The 26,994-nt window shown below is 37.4% G+C and carries 22 protein-coding genes and 1 riboswitch; of the genes, 9 read left to right on the top strand and 13 right to left on the bottom strand.

Annotated features, from left to right (window positions below):
- Window positions 1–175 precede the first annotated feature (175 nt).
- The 3 genes from MHH37_RS04135 (at window position 176) to MHH37_RS04125 (ending at window position 1,850) form a co-directional block, all read left to right on the top strand.
- The gene (locus MHH37_RS04135) at window positions 176–361 is read left to right on the top strand and encodes a DUF2187 family protein (RefSeq protein ID WP_008403508.1); all 186 of its coding nucleotides are present in this window, start codon (window positions 176–178) and stop codon (window positions 359–361) included.
- 85 nt (window positions 362–446) lie between these two features.
- A complete protein-coding gene (locus tag MHH37_RS04130) occupies window positions 447–1,058 on the top strand; it encodes a type II CAAX endopeptidase family protein (RefSeq protein WP_008403510.1) in 612 nt (203 codons plus the stop codon).
- 63 nt (window positions 1,059–1,121) lie between these two features.
- Window positions 1,122–1,850: a chemotaxis protein gene (locus MHH37_RS04125; protein WP_342575130.1), complete on the top strand. Its 729-nt coding sequence runs from the start codon at window positions 1,122–1,124 to the stop codon at window positions 1,848–1,850.
- 44 nt (window positions 1,851–1,894) lie between these two features.
- Here the strand turns inward: MHH37_RS04125 and MHH37_RS04120 are convergent, their stop codons facing one another.
- Both MHH37_RS04120 and MHH37_RS04115 read right to left on the bottom strand, forming a co-directional pair.
- Window positions 1,895–2,341: a MarR family transcriptional regulator gene (locus tag MHH37_RS04120; protein ID WP_014824582.1), complete on the bottom strand. Its 447-nt coding sequence runs from the start codon at window positions 2,339–2,341 to the stop codon at window positions 1,895–1,897.
- Window positions 2,342–2,649: 308 nt separating this feature from the next.
- Entirely contained in the window at window positions 2,650–4,110 is a 1,461-nt protein-coding gene (locus MHH37_RS04115; RefSeq protein WP_342575128.1) for an ATP-binding protein, read from the bottom strand.
- A 165-nt stretch (window positions 4,111–4,275) separates the two neighbouring features.
- Between MHH37_RS04115 and MHH37_RS04110 the strand changes: the two genes are divergently transcribed.
- Window positions 4,276–6,009, top strand: a complete 1,734-nt coding sequence (locus MHH37_RS04110) for a B12-binding domain-containing radical SAM protein (RefSeq protein ID WP_339263904.1) — start codon at window positions 4,276–4,278, stop codon at window positions 6,007–6,009.
- A 307-nt stretch (window positions 6,010–6,316) separates the two neighbouring features.
- On the opposite strand, the gene MHH37_RS04105 is transcribed toward MHH37_RS04110, so the two are convergent.
- Window positions 6,317–6,484: a hypothetical protein gene (locus MHH37_RS04105; RefSeq protein WP_008403517.1), complete on the bottom strand. Its 168-nt coding sequence runs from the start codon at window positions 6,482–6,484 to the stop codon at window positions 6,317–6,319.
- Window positions 6,485–6,609: 125 nt separating this feature from the next.
- On the opposite strand from MHH37_RS04105, the gene MHH37_RS04100 reads away from it, so the two are divergent.
- The 3 genes from MHH37_RS04100 (at window position 6,610) to MHH37_RS04090 (ending at window position 7,899) form a co-directional block, all read left to right on the top strand.
- Window positions 6,610–6,897, top strand: a complete 288-nt coding sequence (locus MHH37_RS04100) for a hypothetical protein (RefSeq protein WP_014824585.1) — start codon at window positions 6,610–6,612, stop codon at window positions 6,895–6,897.
- Window positions 6,898–7,103: 206 nt separating this feature from the next.
- Complete coding sequence (locus tag MHH37_RS04095; RefSeq protein WP_342575125.1) at window positions 7,104–7,226, top strand: hypothetical protein; 123 nt, start codon at window positions 7,104–7,106, stop codon at window positions 7,224–7,226.
- Between the two features lie 250 nt (window positions 7,227–7,476).
- Window positions 7,477–7,899 (top strand): ferritin-like domain-containing protein, encoded by a 423-nt coding sequence (locus tag MHH37_RS04090; RefSeq protein ID WP_008403521.1) that lies wholly within the window; start codon window positions 7,477–7,479, stop codon window positions 7,897–7,899.
- Window positions 7,900–8,186: 287 nt separating this feature from the next.
- On the opposite strand, the gene MHH37_RS04085 is transcribed toward MHH37_RS04090, so the two are convergent.
- From MHH37_RS04085 to MHH37_RS04060, 6 genes are all read right to left on the bottom strand, one after another.
- Window positions 8,187–9,517 (bottom strand): IS3 family transposase gene (locus MHH37_RS04085; protein WP_342575124.1). Its coding sequence is split into 2 segments (ribosomal slippage): window positions 8,187–9,133 and window positions 9,133–9,517, totalling 1,332 coding nucleotides; the frame shifts between segments, so codons are not numbered across the junction.
- A gap of 174 nt (window positions 9,518–9,691) precedes the next feature.
- Window positions 9,692–10,348 carry a TrkA family potassium uptake protein gene (locus MHH37_RS04080; protein ID WP_342575122.1) on the bottom strand — a complete coding sequence of 219 codons (657 nt, stop codon included), beginning with the start codon at window positions 10,346–10,348 and terminating at the stop codon, window positions 9,692–9,694.
- 23 nt (window positions 10,349–10,371) lie between these two features.
- Complete coding sequence (locus tag MHH37_RS04075) at window positions 10,372–11,709, bottom strand: TrkH family potassium uptake protein (protein ID WP_342575120.1); 1,338 nt, start codon at window positions 11,707–11,709, stop codon at window positions 10,372–10,374.
- A gap of 186 nt (window positions 11,710–11,895) precedes the next feature.
- Window positions 11,896–12,036: riboswitch (cyclic di-AMP (ydaO/yuaA leader) on the bottom strand.
- A gap of 226 nt (window positions 12,037–12,262) precedes the next feature.
- Window positions 12,263–13,612, bottom strand: coding sequence for a TrkH family potassium uptake protein (locus MHH37_RS04070; RefSeq protein WP_008403524.1), 1,350 nt, complete (start codon window positions 13,610–13,612; stop codon window positions 12,263–12,265).
- 104 nt (window positions 13,613–13,716) lie between these two features.
- Window positions 13,717–14,481, bottom strand: a complete 765-nt coding sequence (locus tag MHH37_RS04065; RefSeq protein ID WP_014824588.1) for a TerC family protein — start codon at window positions 14,479–14,481, stop codon at window positions 13,717–13,719.
- Between the two features lie 386 nt (window positions 14,482–14,867).
- Window positions 14,868–17,915, bottom strand: coding sequence for an efflux RND transporter permease subunit (locus tag MHH37_RS04060; RefSeq protein WP_342575118.1), 3,048 nt, complete (start codon window positions 17,913–17,915; stop codon window positions 14,868–14,870).
- A gap of 203 nt (window positions 17,916–18,118) precedes the next feature.
- Between MHH37_RS04060 and MHH37_RS04055 the strand changes: the two genes are divergently transcribed.
- Entirely contained in the window at window positions 18,119–18,883 is a 765-nt protein-coding gene (locus MHH37_RS04055; protein ID WP_342575116.1) for an NRDE family protein, read from the top strand.
- Between the two features lie 749 nt (window positions 18,884–19,632).
- Here the strand turns inward: MHH37_RS04055 and MHH37_RS04050 are convergent.
- The 3 genes from MHH37_RS04050 to MHH37_RS04040 all read right to left on the bottom strand — a co-directional run bounded on the left by MHH37_RS04050 (window position 19,633) and on the right by MHH37_RS04040 (window position 23,377).
- Entirely contained in the window at window positions 19,633–21,204 is a 1,572-nt protein-coding gene (locus MHH37_RS04050) for a peptide chain release factor 3 (RefSeq protein ID WP_342575115.1), read from the bottom strand.
- Window positions 21,205–21,270: 66 nt separating this feature from the next.
- Window positions 21,271–21,831 (bottom strand): VanZ family protein, encoded by a 561-nt coding sequence (locus MHH37_RS04045; RefSeq protein WP_342575112.1) that lies wholly within the window; start codon window positions 21,829–21,831, stop codon window positions 21,271–21,273.
- Between the two features lie 76 nt (window positions 21,832–21,907).
- Window positions 21,908–23,377 carry a UDP-N-acetylmuramoyl-L-alanyl-D-glutamate--2,6-diaminopimelate ligase gene (locus tag MHH37_RS04040; RefSeq protein WP_342575111.1) on the bottom strand — a complete coding sequence of 490 codons (1,470 nt, stop codon included), beginning with the start codon at window positions 23,375–23,377 and terminating at the stop codon, window positions 21,908–21,910.
- A 354-nt stretch (window positions 23,378–23,731) separates the two neighbouring features.
- Between MHH37_RS04040 and MHH37_RS04035 the strand changes: the two genes are divergently transcribed.
- Entirely contained in the window at window positions 23,732–25,309 is a 1,578-nt protein-coding gene (locus MHH37_RS04035; RefSeq protein WP_342575109.1) for an ATP-binding protein, read from the top strand.
- A gap of 46 nt (window positions 25,310–25,355) precedes the next feature.
- Here the strand turns inward: MHH37_RS04035 and MHH37_RS04030 are convergent, their stop codons facing one another.
- Entirely contained in the window at window positions 25,356–26,744 is a 1,389-nt protein-coding gene (locus MHH37_RS04030) for an aldehyde dehydrogenase (RefSeq protein ID WP_342575108.1), read from the bottom strand.
- Window positions 26,745–26,994: the final 250 nt, after the last annotated feature.

Below are 26,994 nucleotides of genomic sequence, written 5' to 3'. Positions count from 1 at the left end.
TCTTTCCATTTTTATATGTATAAATCCAATATATCAGACTATTAATTGAAAAGGAAAATTAAATATATTCCAAATATGTCCTAGTAAATTAATAAAATTATTCAAACTAATTGAATTTTGTAGTATAATTTCAAGCAAACTGTTAATTAGTAGTCGATGAAGGGACTGACTGTGTATGAAAATTGCGGAAGTTGGAAATATAATCGAGTTTAAAGACGGCTTAAAAGGAGTCGTTGAAAAAGTGAATGAGAATTCCGTTATCGTTGATATAACGATTATGGATAATTTTCATGATTTAGAAATGGAAGAAAAAACAGTTGTTAATCACAAACGGTATAAAATATTAGCTAATAACGAATAATTTAATGCAAATTACCCTTTTTAACATTGAGATGATGATAAAAAGGGTAATTTTTGTTACGATACGTAAGGGGAGGTTGAAGCTATTGAAAAACAAAAAACAAATCATTACACTCCTTCTGGCATTAGTTTTTATTTTCAGCATGATGTTTTTTACATTTTATGAAAAGACGATATTCTGGTATTTATATGCCTTTACCTTACTAGTTGGAATTGCCATCAGCTTAGTGGCAGGTAAATTTGAAGACCGTATTCCGACATGGCAATATTTGATATACGGAATTGGGTACGGGACAATTACGTATGGAATTGTAAAACTCGGTTATATGATAATGCCTTATCTCGATAAAAACGCATCAAAGGATATATCGAAATTTTTAGATGTATATGGTCCACAAAATATTTTCCATTATTTAATGCTCATTTTTATCGTAGTTGTAGGAGAAGAAATGTTTTGGCGAGGCTATGTTCAGCAGCAGTTAAAACAATACACAACGCCTTTCTGGGCTGTCGTAATCACTTCTATGCTATTTTCACTGTCTCTAGCAATTAGCGGGTTCCTGCCAGGTGCACTTGCAGCTATTATCGCTGGTTTGCTGTGGGGAGCGTTATATGAATGGAAAAAAAGTTTACCGTTAATTATCGTTACCCATATTGTCTTTGTTTTACTATTATTTTTAGTTTTACCATTATTCTGATACAATTAAAGCAGAAACTTATCTTTCTAAATTTTCGTCTATACATGTTAAAGGGGGATCCATATGAAGAAAACAATTTATCAAGTCGGTGCCGTAGTTATTTTATCTGCATTTTTAGCAGCTTGTAATACGGATACAGACGAGCCTACAACAACAAATGCAGCAAAAGAAGAGCCTACTGAAACAGAAGAAGTGCAAAATGAGGAAGAACAAGAAACAAACGAAACGAGCGAGACAAGCGAGGCCGATGAATCTTCTTCAGCTCAGCAAGAGGAAACTACTGAGTCATCAGAAGAAACAAAAGCTGAACAAGAAGATAAAAGTGATACTACTACATTGACATACATTTCAAATGGCCAGCCGTTTGAAGAAAAAGTAGTAACTTCAAAAAGTGATGAAATGAATTACACGATTCAACATTTAGAAAACTATACACTGACTTCAGAAGAACCAGGTGTCGACAGTTTATTAAATAATGCTGATGAAGCAACGTCAATGCAAATTGAAGTTGTAAAAAAAGAAGATGTAACTTTTGATCAGTTAAAAGAATCTGCAAAGGAAACAATTTCTGCCATTGCTCCTGAAAACACGAAAGATCTGGATTTAGCTTCAACTTTGACAGAGCGTAAAGAAATTTTAAATATTGTTGGATATGAAGCTTTATTAGAAGATGAAAAGGTTGTAAAAGTTGTAATTGAGCGCGAAAACCTGTTTGTTACGTTAACAATTTACGATAATGTCCAAGCAGACCTAACAGATGCCTTTTTACAAATGGGTTTAACAATTCAATAATGAGCAAAAAGGACGCCCGTAAATTTGGGGCGTCCTTTTCTTGATTAATAGGATAAATCTTTAATAGATAATCCTAATTTTTTTAATAACTCTATTGCTGTCTGTTTTTCTTCGGCTGATAATGCCCCTAAAAGTTCATGAATTTTCTGTTCATGCTCAGGAAACAGCTTGTCCATAAATTCGGAACCTAGATCGGTAATTTCCGCATATGTGACACGACGATCGGTTGGGCACGAAACACGCGCTAAAAAATTCCGTTTTTCCAACTTATCAACTACGTAAGTAATCGATCCGCTTGCTAACAGAATTTTGTTTCCGATTTGCTGCAGTGGCTGGCGACCTTTATGATATAAAAGTTCTAAAACCGCGAATTCTGTGGGATTTAAACCATTTGTTTGTATAAATTGATTCGTAGCTTCACTTATCGCTTTATGTGCTCTTGATAAAACGATAAATAATTTCAACGATTGCTTTACTTCCTCTGAAGCCATAAAAACCATCCTCTATTTTAAATAATCAATTACGCTGTGCGCAATTGCGTAGGATTTAAGGAGGCCCACAAGACGGGACAGACTTCTGTTGTCCATAATGGAACACTTTAAGCTAACTTCCTCTTTAAATCCCCTTTAATAATCTGTGACATCTGCAAGAAGCTTGGCTCACACGAGATTCGTACTCATTCATTGCTTCATGGAAGCGGTGCTCTTACACTGATTTGCTAAGATTTCAGCTAGTGTTTGCTAAATCTGCTAAATGAAGATGTACATATTATAGCGATGGATTGGAAGTTTTGTCAAAATCACTTCGAAATTGCCGCCATTCTTGCAACTCTCATTGAATAAGAAGGAGAAGAATTTAAATATTCAATTTCATTTCTTAAATCAAAATCAATTAAAAACTTAGATCCTGCACCTTGCTCACTTTCAATGTGAAGAGTCCCATTATGTTCTTTAATGACAGATTGTACAAGCAATAGTCCCAGTCCAGATCCTGTTTCTTTCGTTGTATAAAAAGGGTTTAACGCATTTTCAATATCAACCGCATTCATCCCTTTTCCACTATCCTGAACTGAAAGCTGCAGCATATTTTTGCCGCGGTAAAGTAAACGTACAACGATGTAATTATTCGTATCCATGGCTTCGATAGCATTTTTCAGCAAGTTAATGATCATTTGTATCAGGCGATTATAGTCCCCATTAATTCTGTATTCTACTTGTTCGTCATATTCAAACAAAATCATTGCATTTGTTTTCATTGCGAGAGGCTGCATACGCTGAATTGACTGGTCTACAACATCCTTCAAATCAAGCATTTGAAATACTTGTTTCTTTGGTTTTGAAATGTTCAGAAGGTCTCCAAGCAAATCATCCATACGTTTTAACTCAGATTCTAGAATTTTGAAGTAAGGATATTCCTGCTCATTTAAGCTGCTTTTAATCATCTGAATAAAGCCTTGGATCGATGTCATAGGATTGCGTATTTCATGGGCAATCGACGCAATATTTTGACCAATAAACGACAAAGATTGCTGATGCTCAATCCTTTTTAGCAACATCATCTCTTCCGTCTGGTCAATAATCGTTGTTACTAATATCCCTAAATTTTCATCTACTTTACTAATGAAGTTTAAATAGACCGGAGTGCCATCTCCGTTTTCTCTTTTAACAAAAATACTCGCCATTTCCCGATTTGAAATTTTTTTATAATATTGGATGATGACTTCAGAATCGTACTGGCAATCTTCAAATAGATAATCATAGCTTCTATTTTCTATTTGAGCGGCTTTTCGATCAAGTAAATGCAATGCCATTGCATTGCCGGATAATATTTTTCCATTCAACGTTGTTAATATTACCCCTTGTGCCATTCCATCAATTAAATTCTGAAACATAAGTGTTTTGCTTTTTTCTTCAAATGAAATAACATTGGATGGGTTAACTTGTATTCTAGTAAAGATCAGTTGTTTATGTTCAAGAAAATGCCCCCAAACCTGGACCGGTATTTTCTGATGATATTTATTAATTAATACAAATGTAGTAGTAGATGGTGATTTTTCATTGACGGAATGGATAAACCTCTCCCACTCACCACTAAGTTTGTCCGTACTTTCCCAAAAACATTTAGGTAAATGGGTTGACTGTAATATTTCCTCTGCTTTACTATTCATAAATTCAATCTTACCTTGGCGGTTTAATATAATAATTTGTTCATTGGATTGCTGAAAGAGATCTTCTAACATAAAATTCAATTGACCTTCCACTACAATTACAACCCCCCATTTTTAGATATTATAGAATTTTCAGAATTGTATACTTATGGTATATTATTTCACATTACTATTTGGAATAAAATGGGCAAATTCTCCCATATTGTTTGTATCTGTTTACACTGCTACAATATACTTTATGAAGAGGAGAATAAAATTATGAAAATTATATTAAGTACACTCAATGCAAAATATATTCATACAAATTTAGCGATCCGCTATTTAAAAGCAGCAGCACTACCTGAATTCGACTGTGAGCTTGCTGAATATACTATTAAAGACCCCGCTTTCAACATTGTATCAGACCTTTTCCAAAAGAAACCGGATGTTGTCGGATTCAGCTGTTATATTTGGAATATTAATGAGACGATTGCGGTAATTCGTATGCTAAAAACGGTATTGCCTAATGTCAAAATTGTATTAGGCGGTCCGGAAGTTTCCTATGATGTCCATGAATGGATTCGTAAACATGAAGAAATCGACTTCATTATTATGGGTGAAGGTGAAGTTTCATTTAAAGAAATGCTTCGCTACTTCAATGGTGAGATCCCACTCGAAAAGGTGCCGGGTATTTGCTATTTAGAAGAAGGAAAATTAAAAATTCATGCACAGCCACCGAAAATCGATTTGCGAGAAATTGCTACCCCTTTCCGATTTGAAGAAGATTTACCTCATCTAGGTAAACGGATTCAATATATTGAAACAAGCCGCGGCTGTCCTTTCAGCTGTCAATTCTGCTTATCTTCTATAGAAGTCGGGGTTCGTTATTTCAATCGTGAGAAAATTAAAGAAGATATTCGTTACTTAATGAATAACGGGGCAAAAACGATTAAATTCGTAGACCGTACCTTTAATATTAGCCGCAGCTATGCGATGGAAATGTTCCAATTTTTAATTGATGAACATCAGCCAGGTGTCGTATTCCAGTTTGAAATTACAGCGGACATTATGCGTCCTGAGGTCATTCAATTTTTAAATGACAACGCACCGAAAGGGCTGTTCCGTTTTGAAATCGGTGTCCAGTCAACTAATGACCTAACAAACGATCTTGTAAAGCGTCGTCAAAACTTCGAAAAACTTACTCGTACTGTCACAATGGTAAAAGAAGGCGGCAAAATTGACCAGCACCTGGATTTAATTGCCGGATTGCCTGAAGAGGATTATGCGTCTTTCCGCAAAACATTTAATGATGTATTTGCGATGCGTCCAGAAGAGCTGCAGCTTGGCTTCCTGAAACTGCTGCGCGGGACAGGCTTACGGTTGGAAGCCGAAAAGTACGGCTACACATATGTTGATATTTCGCCTTATGAAATTTTTTCAAATAATGTATTAACATTCGATGATATTGTTCGTATTAAACATGCGGAAGACGTACTGGAAAAGTATTGGAATGCACATCGTATGGACAATACGATTGAATATTTAGTAACAAAAGTATTTGAAACGCCATTCGATTTCTTCCAAAGTTTCGGCACATACTGGGAAACAAAAGGCTGGTCACGTATTGGACATCAGCTTGAAGATTTATTCCGCCGTTTACTAGAGTTCCTTCAAACGGTCGAGCATGCTGACTTAGAAGTGATTACAAGCTTAATGAAGTACGATTTCCTGCAAGGTCAGCAGTTCCAGCCGCGTAAACTTTGGTGGGATGACCGTCTTTCTGATGAAGAGATGAAAGATGTCTATACGCGTATTAAAGAAGGCCCTTCCCTTGTAGGTGAGGAATTTGAAGCAATGCAAATTACTGAACGCGAATTATTCAAGCATTCATTAATTATTCCGTTCCACATCGATTTAGAAAATTACGAAGTCGGTGCACCAGAAAAGAAAACAGGCTATTTATTCACATACTTCCGCAATGGACAACAGCCTTACTTCAACACATTCAATTAATTCAAAAGAGGGTGGGACATAACCCAAAAATGCCATTTTTCTCTTAGAGGAAAATGGCATTTTTTTGAAGAGCGTAAAAATTGATTTCCATTCCGGGACGCTTTCCGCGGGCGTGGCCTGAGCCTGTAGTCTCAGGCTGCACGCTATTCCCGCAGGAAGCTTGCTTGTAGCGAAAGGCGTAGCCGTCAGCTACACTCGCCCTCCATTCCAATCAATTTTATAAAATATCCGTTTCTTAATAAGGTTTTTCTCCTTAGTTTATGAAATTTCTACTTCTGTCCCAGTCTCTTTTTTCAAATTGAAAAATTTATCGATTATTTGATTTAGAACCATCCGATTGTTTCTTTTGAGGTCCATTTTTATATTGCTCTTCCGTTAAATCATTGTCTTCACGAAGATCCAGATCATCCGGGTTTAACTCCGGTCCAACCTCTTCTTTCATATTTTGTCGGTCATTGCCTTTCTTCTTTTCCATAATGATCACCTCCATTCATAAATTAACCAATTAGCTATAATCTATTCTGCTGATTGCAGTCGGCCTACTCGTTTTATACCCCAAAAAAGAGGGCATAATTCAATTAATAGAAAGGAGTGCTATTTTTGAAATTTTTATTGGTTATTTCAAGCATTGTTGTTCCGCTTATTATGGTCCTTCTAAGAAAGAAAATCAGCAAGTCAGCCTTTATTTTTAATATATTGGCTGTTATTTTTGTCATCATTTTCGGCAGTATTGCATCCACTTCAATTTATCAGATTATTATTGACGATGCTGTCTTTATGACAAAAATTCATGGTCTTTTTTTAAATGAACTCTTCTTAATTTCCGGCGCATATATCGGAGTATTTACTATTTACAGACTTATGATTCTCACATTGCATGAAAAATAGTTATGTTTTAAATACATTAAAGAACGCCCATTCCCTAAAAGGAAATGGACGTTTTTACGTATTGCCCGTTTTTTCTTTAATTACCATTATTACTCCGTAAGAAAGTGATGTTATTTAAGCATTATTATTATTTCTAACTCACTAATATTTAAAAATACATATTATGCAATTAGAGCCATTCTTTTTTAGTAAGGAGGATATTAAAAGTGAATGCCAATAAAAAAGAACAGTCCCCAGACTCTCAAGAAATTCAAATTGCCAGGCTTGCTTTTATTGGTGCATCCATCGCTACATTAGGTGATGGTATAGCTGCGATTGCTGCCGTCTAGCGTTGGAGGCATTAGAAAACTCAAGTAACCAAGGCACTCAAAGATCCGATTCATCTCCACAGTCAAAAGACATGCAAAAACAGCTTGACTATTTAATTAATGAATTGAAACAGATTAAAAAAATGATGAAATAAGTTTATTTGTATTAATTAGAGCCAAGTAGATACAATACGAATTTTTATGCCTAAAACTTCAAGACAAGTTTCGTTCTTATTTTAATCGAATATATTGGTTAAAAAGGAGTGTATTTTTGCAAAACTCTGCTTTTCCTTCACCAACCTCAAACTTAATTAGTAATTTAACAAAAGCGATCAATGGTGAATTCACGGCAATCCATTTTTATGAGCACTTAGCTAAACTCGCACCAACTCAAGAAATTCAAAACAGAATTCTTGAAATTCGAAATGATGAAATGAGACACTTTCAAGGCTTTTCTAATTCCTACTTCTCCATTACCGGCCATTATCCAACGCCTCAAATTACAGAAGAAATGCCAAATAACTTTAAACAAGGTGTATTAGGTGCATTTAAAGATGAACAAGAAGCTGTTGAATTTTACCATCTTGCTGCGAGACAAGCTGGGAATTCCTATATAGCACATCAATTTCAATCCAATGCATCAGATGAACAAAATCACGCAGTCTGGTTTTTATATTTCATGACCCATTATTAAGCCATATAAATAAGCCAACCTATTCTCCCATGATACCAGCAGCTCAACTAACCTTTTGGCGAGATTTTGGGGTGTCTTGTGGTTTGACGTCCTTCCTATCCTCAAAAAGTTGGTCTCCCCGATTCTTGTACCGATCCCAATAAAGGGTAAAATTCGTATATAGCTACTCCGATTAAAAATCCGTTGGTTAACATTTCCGAGAAGGGGTTTTATTACAATACTACGTATGAAAAAAAACCCATTACTTTTATAAAATGTACCCTTTGTAAAGGACATTGTGAAAAAGCCTAGGCAACTTGTTGAAGCTGCTGTCTGTATTTTGCAGGCGGCAGCTTTTTTAAATTCCATTGACCTCGATAATAATTGTAATACGTCATATAACTCTTAATCTCTCGTTTCACTTCTTCTAACGTCTCACACTCTTTTATCTTGGCTTCATCTTTAAAATGCCCAAAGAATGATTCCTGGGGCGCATTATCCCAACAGTTCCCACGACGTGACATGGACTGACCTAAGCCCAATCGCTTTACCAATGCTTGATAGATCGGGCTTGTATAATGAAAGCCCTGATCCGAGTGAATAAAGGCATCTTTCACTAAATGCTTGTGTTTTTTCAATTTCTTTAATGTATCGAGGGCGATATCCAACGATAAGGAATTTGATACTTCATACGCTAAAATTTCATTCGTTTCAGCGTCTTTAATCGTCGATAAATAAGCACGCTTTCCGTTTCGATACGTTAAATACGTGATATCTGTTAATAACACTTTTCCTGCTACACCTTGTTTGAAGTTCCGTTTTAAGTCGTTTGGGCATGTACGGTGTTCTTTCGTTGCTTTTACCATACGTCGATAAGGATTCGCTTTTCGAATGGGACAAACAATGTCATGCTTCTTCATAATGCGACGAATTCGTTTTAGGTTGTAGATGATACTATATTGATTTTGGAGTGTCATTTTGATTTGGCGTGCTCCCTTTTTGCGTCCTCGGAAATGATAGGCCTTTAAAATGTTTTCTTTCACTACTTGATCTGCCGCATCTTGGGTTGCCCGGTTTTGGGCGGATTGTTCATCAAAATAATTGTAATAACCTGAACGGGAAACACCCATCAGTTCACATAAGTAGCTCACCATGCGCTTCAATTTATACTTTTCGATAGCTCCTTGAATTAATTCAAATTTTATTTTCGCTTCAATTGTGATTTCTTCTTCAACATCTGCCTTTCGAGTAGATCCAGCTTTTTTAATAGTTCGTTCTCTGCCTCAAGTAATCGCGTTTTCGCTTCTAATCGTGCATATTTTTCTTCAAGGCTTAATTCACGTTCAAGTTGGCGTCCCGAATTCGTTTTACGTGTATCCTGTAAACCATTTATTCCGGCTTTTCGATAAGCTGCTTGCCAGCGTTTTGCGGAAGAACGAACACGCTCCAAACCGATTAATTCAACGTCCAATCCTGCTTCTTCAAAAATGGCTCTTGGTAATTTCCCCTTTTCATTTTCTGCAATAAAATGACGCTTAAATTCATCTGTATAGGTAATGGCCTTGTCACTGACGGCCAGTACATTCGGATTACATTTTAATTGTGCTTGTTGTTTCTCTGTGAAGTAGATTTTTGTCATTCGATTCCGCTCCAGTATCTTTTTTCTTATTATAATAAAAATACCCTACTAGATAGGCTTTTTTCAAAGTGTCTATCTTATAGGGTACATTTTATTACAGGTAATGGGTTTTAATGTGTATTTATGTGATTTAGTTTGTGCAATAACAGAGAATAAAAAGAATCATTTATACACTCATTCTAAACTTGAAAATTTTGCCAGGTCTTTTCTACTCCCTATGGTGACCAGTAAATCTTCTGGTTGAAGCAACTCTTCTGGAGAAGGAGAAACAATTATATCATCATTCCTAACAATCGCAATAATACTGACATTAAATTTAGCACGAATATCAAGTTCTTTTAGATTTTTACCGGCCATCCTTAAAGGAATTGTAATTTCCTCAATATTGTAATTTTTCGAGAGTTCAATATAGTTAAGTAACTTTGGTGAGAGGAGTTGATTGGCTACTCGTTCCCCCATATCTCTTTCCGGATAAATGACCCAATCAGCGCCGATCGCCTCTAATACCTGGCCATGCCTTTTACCAAGTGCCTTAGCAATAATTTTTGGAATTCCTAAATTTTTTAGGAGTACCACCGTTAAAATACTGGATTGAATATCATTTCCTATCGCTACAATTACACAATCAAAGTCTGTGATACCTAATGAAGTAAGAGCCTTTTCTTCCGTCGAATCAGCAATCACCGCATCTGTTACGTAACCTTCAGCAGCTTCGACATTTTCTTCAACTAAATCGATTCCTAATACTTCTTGCCCAGCTTCATGCAGCCTTCTAGCAACACTCGTTCCAAATCTCCCTAAACCTATCACAGCATATTGTTTTATTGCCATTTTGTATCCCTTTCCTTTGTTAATTAACCAATCATTATGTTCCCTTTTATATAGTGATATGCTTCTTTTTTACGTCGTTTGGAAATAGCAAATCCAAGTGTTAACGGACCTAATCTCCCTACGAACATTGTTAAGATAATTAGAACGCGTCCAAATGGAGATAGCTCTGGTGTTAATCCCATAGAAAGTCCCACGGTACCAAATGCTGAAGTTGCTTCAAATAAATATAGAATAAAGTCATGACCTGGTTCTGTGATGCTTAGCAAAAAGGTGACGATTACAACGATCATGATGCCGCTCATCGCAACAGTAAGTGCCTTTAGAATACTTTGCATAACAATACGACGTTTAAATAAAACCACATCTTCTCTCCCTTTAAGCTGGGAAAAAGCTGTTGCCATTAAAACTGCAAAAGTAGATACTTTAATACCTCCAGCAGTCGAGCCTGAACCTCCCCCGATAAACATTAGGAAAATGGTTAAGAATAGCGTGGCATGAGTCAAATCTGCCATTGGTAATGTATTTGCTCCCGCCGTTCTTGGCGTTATACTATGGAACAAGGCACCTAGAGCTTTTCCTGTGGAAGACAACGGTCCCAATGTTTTATCATTACTATATTCAAACAGGAAAATTAAGATGGATGCTCCAACGATAAGCATTAGTGTTGTAAACAATACAACTTTTGAATGTAATGAAATTTTATTTGTAACAGGGTATTCATATAATTCATGTATGACAATGAAACCTAAGCCACCTATAACGATCAGAGAGCAAACAGTTAATACTACAAATGGATCGTCAACGTATTCAGTAAGACTTTTAAATCCCCCCATTAAATCAAAGCCTGCATTATTAAAAATTGAAATTGAATGAAAAAAACCAAAATAAATTGCTTTGCCAATCGTCATATCAAATGAAAATCTGATCGATAATATGATAGCTCCAATACCCTCTACTATCACAGTAAAAATTAGTATTCTTTTAACTATTTTGACGATATCAAGAGTCGAAGCAGCATTAAAAGCTTCTTTTAATAAAATTCTTTCTTTTAAAGAGATTTTTTTTCCTAATAGAGTAAATAAAAAGGTTGCAAACGTCATAAATCCTAAACCGCCAATTTGAATAAGCGACAAGATCACTAATTCACCAAACAGTGAAAATGCCTCCTCTGTATCTACAACCACTAGACCTGTAACACATGTAGCAGAAGTAGCTGTAAATAACGCATCTAGGAATGGAAGTCCTTTACCATCTGCTGTAGCTACCGGGAAAGTCAACAAAAATGCACCTACAAGGATTAAAATGGCAAATCCCATAACAAGTATTTTTGATGGATTAAGGCTCTCTTTGAAAATTTTCATTGCTCCCTCCTAACAATAAGTTAAAAGTTATTTACCCATGAATTTATACCAAGTTTAGGCATCTACTAAGCTCTTATTCTAAAATAATTAATAAAGTTTTATGAACGCAAAAAGACCGATTTAAACAAGCATTAACTTTGCGGTAAACGACAAAAGGAATACTTGAATAAGGCGGTCTATTATATGACCTCCTCCGCATTAGCCGACGAAGTTAGCTGACGGGTTAGGATGGCGAAAGAGTATATATCATCCCTTCTGCAATGCAGAATTAACCCCAAAAGATCGGGTCCTCCGTTCTCAATGATTGAGATTTGGCTTTGTTAGTTTTCTTAATTACGAGCTTATTTTACTCCTGTGCATAACACTTGTAAACTGGTTAAAAAAATTTATTTTTAAGTTTGTTTGTAATGTCAAAATGATTCAAGAACAAAAATCACTCGAAAAATTTATAAACTTTCTCAAAATTAGAGCTTAGAGGATCTAAATGGGGGTGAAATAACTTCACCCCCTCGAAAACCCTTATAAAGCCTTGTTTTAAGCCACTTTTGAAAAACTACCCAATAATGATCCGTTCCTTCGGGTAATGGTACTTCTTCTTCTTGGCAGATCCTCCGATTGAATACAGGAAAGAAATGAGCCCTACACGTCCTACAAACATGAGCACCATAATGACCATTTTTCCGAATGCCGTTAAGTCCCCCGTTATGCCGAGCGACATCCCGCACGTTCCGAAAGCTGATGTAATTTCAAATATGACTTCCATCATAGAGGCGCTAGATTCTGTGATAAACAGCACCATCGCAGCGCCGAGCACCATAATAATCGCAAAAATAAGCACCGCAAACGAACGGTATACATCGATTAAATGAATCTCCCGGTTAAAAATTTGAATTTCCGACTGCCCGCGGGAAAATGCAATTAAAAACAAAATAACGATCGCAAATGTCGTGGTACGAATTCCCCCACCGACAGAGCTTGGTGATGCCCCAATAAACATTAGTGCACTCATAAAGAGCTGTGTCGCCTCGTTGAATGAAGTGACATCATAGGTTGTTAAACCAGCCGACCTCGTGGAAATCGATTGGAACATAGCCGAAAAAGCAGCCTCATGCCATCGCATCCCTTTAAAGGACTGAAAAGATTCGATAATAAAAATTACGACCGAACCAAAAACAAATAAGGCAACATACGTAAACGTCGTAACCTTTGTAAATAAGCTAAAGCGAAATGCCGGATCCTTTTTCGTTAAATAGGCCTTCACTTCAATTAATACGGGAAAACCGATCGCTCCGAGGAAGATTAAAATCATACAAACAAATTGTATGAAATAGTCGTGATGAAACGGCTGCAAACTCATTCCCGTAATATCAAAGCCTCCATTTGTTGTCGCAGAAATAGACGCAAACAATCCATTAATCGCCGATTCTTCCCATGTCGCAAAATAACGCTTAAAATGTACCGTTAATATAAGGGCACCTGTAAATTCAATGATAAACAGCAGCTTGGCTATTTGACGAATCAAGGCAACAACACCCGATAAATTATATTGATTATGGTCAATCATAATAAGCTGACGTTCACGCATGCCGATTTTCTTTCCAAACAGCAGCCATAAAAACGTACCGATGGACATAATCCCAATCGCACCGAATTGCAGAATAAGCAAAATCATGGCAAGTCCGAAGCTACTGTATGTTTCTGCAACAGTAACGGTCGTTAAACCCGTTACACTAACCGCACTGACTGCCGTAAATAGACTGTCTAAAAATGATACGTGTACACCTTCCAAATGGACTCCCGGAAGTCGCAGCAATAAAAACGAAATTAAAATGGCTACAGAATAATAAGTGATTAAAATTTGGAAAGGCGTAATTTTACGCTTTTCGAATTTTTTAAAAGGCATAGATTGGCCTCCGATAATTGATTACATTTTTACTAGTATAATGAATATCATGGAAAATGAAAAGAAGATACTTCTAATAGTTGAAGTATCTCCTAAAACATATATTATTCTGCTTTTGCTTTTTTGTTTTTGTATACACTTACTAAATAGCCGCCTACTGCAAGTCCAAGCAGTACTACCCAGAAGATGGCTTTCCATGTTGTCGAATGCGGGAAATGCGGGTCGATAATGGCCAAGTTCTCATGTCCTAACGCCAATACCGCCAATTTGACACCTACCCAGCCTACAATTAAAAAGGCTGCAGTTTCCAATGTTGGATAGTCGTTTAACAGCTTAACAAACATTTGGGCCGCAAAACGCATAATGACAAGCCCTATAAAGCCACCAAGGAACATAACAGCAAATGGACCGGCATTAATTCCGCCGATATGGTAATCACTAATGTGCGGTAATGTCATAGCAATAGCTACGGCTGCAAGCATTGAGTCGATTGCAAACGCAATATCCGCAAGCTCTACTTTTAATACCGTCATCCAGAAACCAGAACCTTTGCTCTCTTTCAATTCCAAATCTTCATCCTGCTTTTTAAAGTGATTATCGTATAGATGTTTTATGGATATGAATAATAGATAAGCCGCACCAAGCGCCTGAATTTCCCAGTATTTCGCTAAGAATGTAATTAGGAACAGCGCGATGAATCGGAATACGAACGCACCGAATAATCCGTAAAATAATGCCTTTTTCTGTTGTTCTTTCGGTAAGTGTTTAACCATTACTGCCATTACAACTGCATTATCTGCAGCTAACAGCCCTTCAAGGAAAACTAATACAAGTAAGACCCATGCATATTCTAATAAAATTGCTTCCATGAAATTTCTCCTCCTTATTATTTACTTGTACCCAATAAATTAGGCGTTAATAATGTGAATTTGAAAAAATACCCTTTTTGGCCAAAAAAGAAAAGACCTCTGCCTATGTAAATAGGCAAAGGTCTTGCTAAGCACATAATGCTATCACACCCGATGGCTCCTAACCATGTAATGACGAATGTGAAGTAAGTACATTTAAAAATAGCGCTTATCTAAAATGACAGGCTGCTACTTAAATCTCTTATAGCTACTCCCCTTTGACAAATGTCAATTGGATATTCAATTCAATTATATTGCTATTTTACCGATAACGTCCCGAAAAATCAAACATTCTTTTATAATTCATCAAAATTTTACATTGTCGTGCGATAAATAGTTTTTTCAATCTATTCTTTTGCTTCCTTTTCAATCAGGCTGTAAATGATCGGTACGATAAATAATGTTAAAACTGTTGAACTAACCAGCCCTCCAATAACGACAATGGCCATTGGCTGATTCATTTCTGTACCTTCACCAATTCCCAATGCCAATGGTACCAAACCTAAAATAGTCGTTAAAGCCGTCATCAAAATTGGTCTCATTCGATCCTGGGCACCCGTAATAATGGCCTCGGTTATATTTAATCCTAGCTGTCGTTTCTGATTAATATAATCTATAAGAACAATGCCGTTATTTACAACAATCCCCACTAATATAAGGATGCCGATAATGGCTGTAACACCGAGCAATGTATTAGTTACAAACAGAGAAACAGCGACACCGATAACCGTAAGCGGAACACTGAACATCATCACAAACGGCAGCTTAAAGGATTCAAATTGAGCGCCCATTACTAGATAAATAAGAATAACAGCCAGCAGAATGGCCAGTATCATATCTTGTTTTGCACTGTCGAAAAGCTCACGGTCGCCACCAAAAACAACTTTCGATGTTGCAGGAATACCCTCTTCTTCAATCGCATTATCCACTTTCTTAGAAATGCCGCTAAGGGACTCCGATGTATTGTATTTTACAAACACGGCTACGGCCGATGCCTGATCCGATCTTCGAATAGCCGTTTGGGTTTCTTTTATTTCAACCGATGCCAGCTGCTGCAGTTCGACAAACACCCCCGCATTTGTTCGAAGCTTCATCGTTTTAAGTGCTTCTACATCTTCACGGTATGCTTTTCCGAATCCAGTATATACACCTAGCACTTCACCATCTTCGGCAATGATCTGTGTTGTAAATGCGCCTCGTGTCATCATATTGACGGTTTGAGCAATTTGTGCGGGCATTAACCCATATTGAAGTGCATTATCACGATTTACTTCAATTTGAATTTCCTCTTGAACTTCATCCAAATCAGTCGTTACCTCGGTAACCGAATCAATCTTTGCAATACGTTGCTGGATGGAAGCGACCGTTTCTTTCAGCTGAGACTCATTGCTGTCTGTCACGCGAAATGTTAATGAGTTCGGTGTTGAACCTGAAGAAGATGAAAGCGAGAAATTCACTTCTGCACGCTCTCCGATTTGCTGTTGCACTTGTTTTTCAAAAAGCTCAACAAACTCGAATATGGAGCGATCTCGTTCCGATAATTCAACGAGCTTAACTGAAATCTCCCCTTCATTTTGTTCACTAGTACCCCGCGATAAAGATTGCTGATTCCCTCCAATTAAACTGACCACTACATCAACTTCTTCATACTGCTTTGCCATCTCCTCAATTTCCGAAACAATTTGTTCTGTTTTTTCAACTGTTGCACTGTTTGGAAGCTCAACGGACAAAGATACGAATCCTTCATCAGTCGGCGGCAAAAACTCTGTACCTGTTTTATATACCATAAATCCGGATATACCAACTAAGACGATGGTAATTGATAAAATAAGGGCTCGTCTCGTTAAGCCCCATTTTAGTATTTTCGTATAATTTCGGTACAGCCATGATTCTTGACGCTTCTTTACTACATTCGAAGGCTTTGTACGTAAGAAGCGGCTTGCCAGCATCGGTACAACCGTCAGTGCCACAAATAGTGAAGCAATCAAGCTAAATGAAATCGTTAACGCGAATTCCACAAAAATTTGACCGATTAACCCACTTATAAAAATGACCGGCACGAAGACTGCAATCGTCGTGACAGTAGAAGCGGTAATGGCTAAAGCCACTTCCTTCGTTCCATTGACTGCCGCTTCTTTCGGATTCTCACCAAGCTCTAAATGCCGCTCAATATTTTCTATAACAACAATGGCATTATCCACTAGCATCCCGATTCCAAGGGCAAGGGCACCAAGTGTCATAATGTTCAAAGAAAAGTCCGCAAAAAACATAAGCACAAAGGTTACGATGACCGAATACGGAATCGCAATGCCAATAATAAGCGGACTTTTTATTCCGGATAAAAAGACGAAAAGCACAAGCATCGCAAATAGCCCGCCAAAAATAAGCGAGGAGCTAATATTACCAATTGCTAAGCGAACATAATCCCCCTGGTCAAATAAAATTGTTGCTTCAACTCCATCATACTGGGGCTCATCCAATAATTGACCAAGTTCCTTCTGAAAAGTTTCGGAAACATTTGCAGTATTTGCCCCGGACTCCTGCAAAACCGAAATGAGGACAGCCTGTTGGTCATTTGCTCGAGTAATTGTATTCGTTTCCTGTTCTTTGCGTTCTACAGTCGCTATATCCTTAAGTTTTATTGCTTCACCTGTTAATGGGTTGACCGAAAGCGCAACATTCGCTATTTCTTCCGGACTTGTAAATAAACTGACTACTCGAGTCGTTAACAGCTGATTCTCATTTGTACTTAGCTCAGCTCCCGGCATCGAAATATTGCTAGCCTGGATAATTTTCATCACATCATTTTGCGTCAAATTATTCTGCTCAAGCTTCCGGGCATCAAGCTCAATCTGTACTTCTTCTACAATTTCACCTGAAACGGTTACACTTGCCACCCCTTCAGTCCGCTGCAATTCCTGTTCAAGTGATTCAGCGATTTGACGGATATCGACTTCTTCATTTTCTGCTGCGAGCGCCATTTGGATGACCGGAAATTGCGAAGGATCAAATTTCAAAAAGCTTGGTTTCCCCGCTTCTTCAGGAAGTGGAACAAGATCAATTCGCTGTAATATGTCGGTTTGCACATCATCCATACTTGTTGACCAATCAAATTCCAAAATAATCAGGTTCGAGCTTTCCAGCGATGTCGACTGCACTCGTTTAATCCCCGGCAATGTCGCCAGCGAAGCTTCAAGCGGCTTTGTCACTTTTTCGTTTACTTCAATCGGACTTGCACCCGGATAGCTTGTCACAACAACTCCAATCGGCGGATTTAAATCAGGTATTAACGTAACTGGAATTTTAAATAATGAAACTGCGCCGAGTATTAATACAAAAATTATTGAAACAATTGTAAAAACAGGGCGTTTTATAGAAAACTTACTTATATTCATCGGTGGAAAGTCCTTTCAATTTATCTTCATATTAATTAAAATTCGTGTAGAGCTATCTATTTCCCTTTAATCATTTGACAGAAACTACGTTACTACAGCAAAATGTTACAAAAAATCATACAAAGTAGGCAGGAATTAAGTACTCGATCTAGTGAATTCCAGTGAATTTTTCTTGCCTGCTATTCAAGAAACGGGGTCCAACTATGTGTTTAATTGCATTTTCTTATAAAGTTCATCCAGCATATCCGCTCATCATCGTTGCAAATCGTGACGAATTTTATGACCGTCCGACAGCCGCCGCCCATTTTTGGGAAGATGAACCTGACATATTAGCCGGACGGGATTTACGTCAGCAAGGAAGCTGGATGGGGCTGTCGAAAAGTGGTCGTTTTGCTGCAATTACAAATTACCGTGACCCGCGCCTTCCTGAAACCGGCCAATTGTCACGCGGCGAAATTGTACGGCTGTTTTTAACTTCAACGGAATCGACAGACTCATTTATTCAGTCTCTTCGTTCAAAAAGAGATTTGTACGGCGGCTTTAATGTCCTGCTTTACGACGGCGAAGACATGCATCATTACAATAATATTTACGATGAACACCGCATTGTAGAAAGCGGCATTCACGGTGTCAGTAACGCTACTTTCAATACACCATGGCCAAAAGTAGAAGCGGCAAAGAGCGTATTGGAAAAAGCAACCGATAAAGACACAATTGAAGTAAACAGTTTAATAACGTTATTGGCAAATGATGAAATCGCACAAGATGAAGTATTGCCAAATACTGGTGTAGGTATCCATCTAGAAAGATCCTTATCCGCTCAATTTGTTAAAATTCCTAATTATGGTACTCGCTGCTCGACAGCCATTGTTTATCACAATAATGGGGAAATCGATTTTCTTGAACGGACATATGAGAACGGTGATTATAAATTTAACCGGTCTTACCATATTGATACGGAGGAATGAGCATATGGAGAGGAGTTTGGGGATGGCGATAAGTTCTACTTTCTTGCGCTTTCTTTCAACATTCCGGGTGATTCTTTCTACTTTCTCCCGGAAATGTTCTACTTTTCTCGTTCTAATTTCTACATTTCAGCTGGAAAGTTCTAATTAATTTCCCGGGTTCTACTTTTCTCCCGCTTTTGTTCTACATTCCGGGTGATTTGTTCTACTTTCTCCCGGAAATATTCTACTTTTCTCGTTCTAATTTCTACATTTTAGCACGAAAGTTCTAATTAATTTCCGGGTTCTACTTTCTCGCGCTTTTGTTCTACATTCCGGGTGAATCGCTCTACTTTCTCCCGGAAATGTTCTACTTTTCCCGTTCTAATTTCTACATTACAACCCGAAACTTCTAATTAATTTCCGGGTTCTCCTTTCTCCCGCTTTCTTTCCACTTTCCCAATGAATCGCTCTACTTTCTCCCGGAAATGTTCTACTTTTCCCGTTCTAGTTTCTACATTTCTGCCCCTAAGTTCTAATTAATTTCCGGGTTCTACTTTCTCGAGCTTTATTTCCACTTTCCCAATAAATCGTTCTACTTTCTCCCGGAAATGTTCTACTTCCCCCGTCCACCGTTCTACATTTCAGCTCTAAACTTCTAATAAACGCCACGCCCAGCCCGACTCAGCACCCTCGCATCACATCATAGCTCCAAACACAAAAACCCCGGCAATTTTCCTTCGCAGAAAATTACCGGGGCTTTTAATATCAAATTATAACAAGCTGTATAACTGAATGTTTTCGTTCTTCTCTGAGAACCAACGCATTGCAAACTCATTTTCGAATAAGAATACTTTATTATCGAAACGGTCTTTTACAAGCATTGAACGTTGAGAGTGCATTGAATCTTTTACATCTTCTTCATTTTCAATCCAACGTGCAATCTTACTGCCAATCGGCTGCATAATTACTTCCACGTTGTATTCGTTAATCATTCGGTGCTGGAATACTTCAAACTGTAATTGACCAACCGCACCAAGGATTATTTCTTCAGTATGCATTGTTTTGAAATACTGAATTGCACCTTCTTGTACTAATTGAAGCACACCTTTTTGGAATTGCTTCCCTTTCATTACGTTTTTCGCCGAAACTTTCATGAAAATTTCAGGTGTGAATTGAGGTAGTTTTTCAAAGTTAAATGTTTTCTTACCGCCGACTACTGTATCCCCAATTTGATACGTCCCTGTATCATAAAGACCGATAATGTCACCTGCAACCGCTTCATTTACTGTTTCACGATCATCTGCAAGGAACTGTGTTGACTGTGTTACTTTGAAAGATTTACCTGTACGTGAAAGTGTCATATTCATACCGCGCTCAAATTTACCCGATACGATACGCACGAATGCGATACGGTCACGGTGAGCCGGATTCATATTCGCTTGAATTTTAAAAATGAAGCCAGAAAACTCGCCATGCTCTACAGGATCGATAAATTGCTCATCTTCTGTAATACGAGGCTGAGGAATCGGTGCAAATTTTAAATACGTATCAAGGAATGTCTGAACACCGAAGTTCGTTAATGCAGAACCGAAAAATACAGGTGTCAATTCACCACGTGCAATTTTATCCTCTGAATACGCATTACCAGCTTCATTTAAAAGTTCGATATCATCGATAGCTTGTGAATAGTACGATGTTTTTTTCATATCGTTGTCAATGGCTAAATGCCCTTCTTCATCAAGTGGTAAGTAGCGGTCACCTTCTTCTACACGGAACTGTTCGATACGTTTGTTGTAACGGTCGTAAATTCCAAGGAATTCTTTCCCCATACCAATTGGCCAGTTCATTGGGTACGCGTTAATGCCAAGCACTTCTTCTAATTCTTCGATAAGCTCTAATGGCTCTTTCCCTTGACGGTCCAATTTGTTGATAAACGTAAAAATAGGAATACCGCGCATTTTACAAACTTTGAATAGCTTTAATGTTTGTGCCTCGATCCCTTTAGCTGCATCGACTACCATGACAGCCGAGTCTACAGCCATTAACGTACGGTACGTATCTTCCGAGAAGTCTTGGTGTCCAGGTGTATCCAGAATGTTTACACGGCAATCTGAATAATCGAACTGCATTACAGAAGATGTAACCGAAATCCCACGTTGTTTCTCGATTTCCATCCAGTCAGATGTTGCAAACTTCCCTGATTTTTTACCTTTTACTGTTCCTGCGTCACGAATCGCACCACCGAATAATAGTAGCTTTTCTGTAATCGTCGTTTTACCGGCATCCGGGTGACTGATGATGGCGAATGTACGACGCGCTAATATATCTTGTTCTAAAGTCATTAATTTCGTCTCCTTTTTTCATACTTTCTTATTTTAAAAGACAACAGTCAGTTGTTACAACCTTTTTTACTTTGGCGCGCTCATTTTACATAATCTCCGGAATATTTTGAAGAGCACAAATCCTATCACGATGGCAATTGCATTTAATAATACATCATCGACATCTATACTACGACCAATAAAATATTGGGTACTTTCAATAAATAAGGGAATTGCGAATGCAACGATATGCATGATGCGCCATCCTCTAAATTTTTTCCATAACAGCGGAATAAAGAAGCCAAAAGGAATAAACAGGACAATATTGCCTGCCAAATTATAAAATGCGATATTTGCCAATGGTCCATTCAATTGATCATAATACAGCATAATTGTTTGTAATGGGGTGAAATTACTGCGCACATATGCGCTGGAAGTATCAAAAACGATCTGTCCATTTGAGAATTGGAAACTTGGGATAATCGTTTGTGAAAAAATACTGATACTGTAAAAGAAGAATAGGAGCATCATCAACTCGCGCCTTGCACTACTTGTTTTATTTTTCATATAAAACATTCGCAATATGCAATAAATCGGGAAGCTCACAGTGCAATAAGCAATCATACTAAGTAAAAATGAATGGATCATTTTTGTCACCTCCAAAAAAATCCACCGTTAACGCAATTACGTTAACACGGTGGATTCGAAAAAATTATAGCATAATCTATACAAATTTTAACTTTCCAGCTTCAATCGCAATTTTCGCATCACTATGCGGGTATTTCGTATTTTCGATAATTTGGTAATCTTCATGACCTTTACCTGCGAAAATAATAATATCGCCAGGATTTGCAACGCTTACCGCATGTCTAACCGCTTCTGCACGGTCACCGATACAGGCATAATTTTTATGTTTCATGCCTTTTGCCAAATCACCCGTAATACTGTCGAACTCTTCATAGCGAGGATCATCTGTCGTCAAGATAACATAATCGGCAACAGATGCTTTCTCTGCCATCGTCGGGCGTTTCGTTTTATCACGACCGCCACCTGTTCCAACAAGGAAAATCAGTTTATTTTCCGGTTTTTTATAGGGCATTGCCGCATTGATCGCTTTTTCGATAGCATCCGGTGTATGTGCATAGTCGATGAATATTTGAATCGGTAAATCCGAATCTACTTTCTCCATACGACCTTTCACCGGTGGCAGCATTTCAATTTGTTCAATAATGACTTCAATCGGGAAACCGCGTGCATAGAATACGGCTGTTGCTGCAAGGACGTTGTAAATATTAAATTCACCAAGTAAATGCATTGACACGGGGAATGTACCCTCCGGCGTTTCCATATCAAATTGCGTCATTCCATTACCATAATTGCAGTTTACTGCCCGGAAAATTGCATTATTATGCAATCCGTAAGTCCAAATTGGATATGGTGTCATTCCCGCATAGCGCTCAGACCAAGGATCATCCGCATTTAAAACGACATGCTTGTTCTTTTCCAAGTCTTGTCCAAGTTGAGAAAACAGTAACCCTTTTGTATTACCGTAGTTTTCCATCGTACCATGGAAATCTAAATGATCATGTGTTAAATTCGTAAATACCGCCACATCATAGTCGACACCTGCTAAACGGCCTAACGCTAACCCGTGTGATGACACTTCCATCACCATTGCACGGCAGCCTTCGCTTTTCGCACGGAAAATCATCTGTTGTGTATTCAATGAATCACTTGTTGTATTTGCCGACTCGTATAACACACCATTTAAATTAAAACCGATTGTTCCGGACAATGCCGATTTTTCGCCAAGCCCGATTAATATATTGTGGATAATTCCAGATACACTTGTTTTGCCGTTTGTACCTGTTACCCCGATCATCATAATATCCTTTGATGGATAATCAAAAAACTTTGCCGCTAAAATGCCAAGTGTACGTGTTGTATTTTTTACGATTACCTGTGTAATTTCCCCATCTAACTGTAAAAGACGTTCTGTAACGATTACAGTTGCACCTGCATCAACTGCCTTTTGAGCATAATCATGCCCGTCCACCGTAAAACCTTTTATACAAATAAATAAACTGTTTGGCTGTACACTGCGCGAGTCAATCGCAATATCGGTAATCAATTTCGGTAGTTGACCTACAACTTTTTTTTGCATCAGTGTACTTAAAAGTTCTTCTGCATACATAATTCTTTCCCCCACACTTGCAATATAATTGCGAATGATAATTTCCTTCTATGTACTAATCATCATACTGTGCATAGATTAAAATTTCCACGCTTTTCATTAACTGTAATGTTTCCGTATAAAATAAACTTGTTTGCAAAATAAGGACTTTGGACATATAATACATAAGTTCATTTTTCTCAATATTAAATCAATATACAGAAATGAACTAAAATTATATTAAGATAAAGACTCCACTTTTGTTTACTTATTTTTTTTATTTATACGATATATCTATCATATCAAAATTCGCCATTTATCGACATCATGAATTACTGTATCATTATAGTTAATATTACTTATCCGAGGTGTTTTATGCAGCAACATGAAATTTTAAATAAGCGAAACCTGCTTATGATTATTACTTATTTTTTCTCAACGCTTATTTTTACTACTGTCATTGTTACACAGCTGTTCAAGCATCCTTATTCATTTTTAGTCATTAATATTGGAAGTTTCTTTATACTCATTGCTTTGTTTTATTTAAAAACGCCTCCAAAAATACTTCAAATTATTTTGATTTGTACATGGCATTTAATCGTATTCCTTTTTAATTATCAAAATGTAAATATAATTTCGTTTTATACTTTTATATGGCTTATAGCGATTTTAACCATTTACCGTTCATATATTATTACTTTAATCAATATTTGCCTTGTATTTATTGAAATTTTTATTTTAGATAAATTATCAATGATTCCCTACCATAGCTTTAAATCAGAAGATCACCTTTTACTTTTCAGTTTTTTAATTACCGTTATCATCATGAGTATTGGTCAAAGTCTTTTTATAAAACAGATTTGGTTAAAGTTAGAAAAAAATGCAATTGACCGGGAGTATTATTTGAATTCCAAGCATGCATATTTACATTTGTTTTTCGAGCAGGCTAATGATGCAATTGCTGTATTTGATTTGGAGGACCGTGTCATTGCGGTCAATCCTGCATTCGAAAAATTGTATGGTTGGTCCAAAGAGGAGGCATTAGGCCGTATTTTACCGCTCATTCCCCCGGAAAGGGTGGAAGAGTCAAAGAAAAGAATAGAAGATTTAAAGCTTGGAAAGAAATATCATCTTCATGAAACGATCGATATGAGAAAAGACGGCACTTTTTTTGATGCACAACTTTCGTTATCGCCTATTTTGAGCCCGCATGGCGAAATTATCGGATCGTCCGTAATTTCACGGGACATTTCCTATATTAAAGAAAATGAAAATCTGATATTGCAATCGGAAAAACTAAAGCTTGTTGGAGAGCTTGCTGCGGGTGTAGCCCATGAAATCCGCAATCCGATGACGGTCATTTCCGGCTATGTACAAATGATGAATGATGATCCAGATTCACCTTACTATGAGTATACTAAGCTCATTCAAAATGAAACAGAGCGTATCGAATTAATTTTATCGGAGTTCCTTGTATTATCTAAACCTCATGCAAACCAGTATGCTCCGATTAATTTGGCGGAAGCATTATCGGAAGTCGTCCAGTTTCTACAATATGAGTTCCAATCAAAAGCGATTTCCTTGAATATTATTAATGAATTTTTGAACATTACAATTTTAGGAAACAAAAATCAACTGAAGCAAGTTTTCATCAATTTATTTAAAAATGCAATTGAAGCAATTAATGAAGACGGTTCAATTACATTGCAAGTATGCAAAAGTAAGGATGGGAAGGAAATCTATATCCAGATGATTGATACGGGATGCGGTATTCCGCCACATGTACTGGAACGGATATTTGAACCTTTCTATACGACGAAAACAAAAGGGACCGGGCTCGGCATGATGATTATCAATAAAATTGTGCAAGATCATCAAGGATCCATCCAAATTAAAAGCAAGCAGCATGTCGGTACTGAAATCTTATTAACATTCCCGATAATGACAGAATAATAGAAGAAGGCTTTCCTGATTTTTGCGGGAAAGCCTTCTTCTTATTTTATTTCATTATTGTTCGAACAAGCTTTACTTTTTGTTTATATGGTGGGTATAGCAAACTATTTGCCAGTTTATTAGAACGATGCATAATTGATTTCGGATGTGTGAAGTTTTCGAAACTTGCTTTCCCGTGATATGCCTTCACACCTGAAGGCCCCACTCCGCCAAACGGTAAATGCGTATTGCCGACATGTGTAATGACGTCATTTATACAGCCCCCGCCAAACGGAAGTTCCTCTAAAAAGTACTCGATGGCTTTTTCATTTTCCGAGAACAAATACGCACTTAATGGTTTTGGCAATTGACGAATTTCATGAATTGCTTTTGGTAAATTTTCATACGTCATAATCGGCAAAATCGGTCCAAACAGCTCATCTTCCATCGAAGGTCGATCCCACGTAATACTTTCCAGCACTGTCGGTTCCATATATAAATCTTCTCGGTCAGTTCGCCCGCCAAATGTGACAGTATCCCGTTCCTTATCTAAAATCGTCTGTAGACGGTCGAATTGGCGTTCATTAATAATACGCCCGTAGTCCTGACTTTGCTGTGGATCATTACCATAAAATTCTTTGATTGCTTTCTTTAGAAGACGCGTAAATTTTTTCGCAACGCTTGTATGGACAAGAACATAATCAGGCGCCACACATGTTTGCCCTGTATTGTTGAATTTCCCCCACACGATTCGCTTCGCTGCTACATCCAAATCTGCTGTTTGGTCGACAATCGCCGGACTTTTTCCACCCAATTCCAAAGCAATCGGCGTAAGACGTTCTGCTGCCGCTTTTGCAACAACCTTCCCTACCGCAACACTTCCCGTGAAGAAAATATAATCAAAAGATGCATGGATTAAAGCCGTAACTTCATCCTTTTCTCCCTCTACAACACGTACATATTCAGGCTGGAATACTTCTCCGAGAATTTTTTTCACAATAAATGCTGTATGTTCTGCGGATTCCGATGGTTTTACGATCGCCGTATTTCCTCCGATAATCGCTCCGATCAGTGGCTCCATAATTAATTGGAATGGATAATTGAACGGCCCAATGATTAATGCCACTCCATAGGGTTCACGCACAACATAGCTTTTTGCAGGCTGGAAATGAAGCGGTGTTTTGACAGGCTGCGGTTCCATCCAGCTATTTATATTTTTTAAAAAGTAGGAAATACTATCATATACAATACCGATTTCAGTCGTGAATGCTTCAAACTCACTTTTTCTTAAATCCAATGCTAGAGCTTCTATTACTTGTTCTTCGTATTTTTTTATTGTGTCCTTTAATTTTAAGAGCTGTTCTTTACGAAATTCTACATCTTTTGTTGCGCCAGTAAAATAAAAAGCGCGCTGATTCTCAATCATTACTTCAACATCATTTGCAGTAAAATTCATTTTTTTCATCCTTCCCCAAATTAATATCCGTGACATATACAGAGATTCAGCTTCATTCATAACGACTAAAGAAAATGGCCATTTTTTCTGAATGAAGATAAATGTATGCATAAATTATAGCTGTTCACACATATTAACTATAGTAATAACTACTACAAAGTTAATAAATTTTCCTGCTAATAAAAGGAGGCTTGATGATAAATTTGTCTTAATTTTTAAAGAAAGGTTTATAAATAAAGGCATATGGGAA

It is taken from the genome of Solibacillus sp. FSL K6-1781, assembly GCF_038630735.1.
GTDB lineage: Bacteria > Bacillota > Bacilli > Bacillales_A > Planococcaceae > Solibacillus > Solibacillus silvestris.
The sequence above is the reverse complement of the archived record's forward strand: the minus strand, read 5'-3'. Positions and strand labels throughout refer to the sequence as shown.

What these genes read in the sequence shown, in the direction of transcription:
- MHH37_RS04120 (WP_014824582.1), bottom strand. Translation starts at nt 2,341, where the DNA reads ATGGCTTCAGAGGAAGTAAAGCAATCGTTGAAATTATTTATCGTTTTA.
- MHH37_RS04110 (WP_339263904.1), top strand. Translation starts at nt 4,276, where the DNA reads ATGAAAATTATATTAAGTACACTCAATGCAAAATATATTCATACAAAT.
- MHH37_RS04105 (WP_008403517.1), bottom strand. Translation starts at nt 6,484, where the DNA reads ATGGAAAAGAAGAAAGGCAATGACCGACAAAATATGAAAGAAGAGGTT.
- MHH37_RS04040 (WP_342575111.1), bottom strand. Translation starts at nt 23,377, where the DNA reads ATGTATGCAGAAGAACTTTTAAGTACACTGATGCAAAAAAAAGTTGTA.
- MHH37_RS04030 (WP_342575108.1), bottom strand. Translation starts at nt 26,744, where the DNA reads ATGAATTTTACTGCAAATGATGTTGAAGTAATGATTGAGAATCAGCGC.
- MHH37_RS04045 (WP_342575112.1), bottom strand. Translation starts at nt 21,831, where the DNA reads ATGATCCATTCATTTTTACTTAGTATGATTGCTTATTGCACTGTGAGC.
- MHH37_RS04070 (WP_008403524.1), bottom strand. Translation starts at nt 13,612, where the DNA reads ATGCCTTTTAAAAAATTCGAAAAGCGTAAAATTACGCCTTTCCAAATT.
- MHH37_RS04065 (WP_014824588.1), bottom strand. Translation starts at nt 14,481, where the DNA reads ATGGAAGCAATTTTATTAGAATATGCATGGGTCTTACTTGTATTAGTT.
- MHH37_RS04035 (WP_342575109.1), top strand. Translation starts at nt 23,732, where the DNA reads ATGCAGCAACATGAAATTTTAAATAAGCGAAACCTGCTTATGATTATT.
- MHH37_RS04075 (WP_342575120.1), bottom strand. Translation starts at nt 11,709, where the DNA reads ATGAAAATTTTCAAAGAGAGCCTTAATCCATCAAAAATACTTGTTATG.
- MHH37_RS04125 (WP_342575130.1), top strand. Translation starts at nt 1,122, where the DNA reads ATGAAGAAAACAATTTATCAAGTCGGTGCCGTAGTTATTTTATCTGCA.
- MHH37_RS04080 (WP_342575122.1), bottom strand. Translation starts at nt 10,348, where the DNA reads ATGGCAATAAAACAATATGCTGTGATAGGTTTAGGGAGATTTGGAACG.
- MHH37_RS04135 (WP_008403508.1), top strand. Translation starts at nt 176, where the DNA reads ATGAAAATTGCGGAAGTTGGAAATATAATCGAGTTTAAAGACGGCTTA.
- MHH37_RS04060 (WP_342575118.1), bottom strand. Translation starts at nt 17,915, where the DNA reads ATGAATATAAGTAAGTTTTCTATAAAACGCCCTGTTTTTACAATTGTT.
- MHH37_RS04050 (WP_342575115.1), bottom strand. Translation starts at nt 21,204, where the DNA reads ATGACTTTAGAACAAGATATATTAGCGCGTCGTACATTCGCCATCATC.
- MHH37_RS04055 (WP_342575116.1), top strand. Translation starts at nt 18,119, where the DNA reads ATGTGTTTAATTGCATTTTCTTATAAAGTTCATCCAGCATATCCGCTC.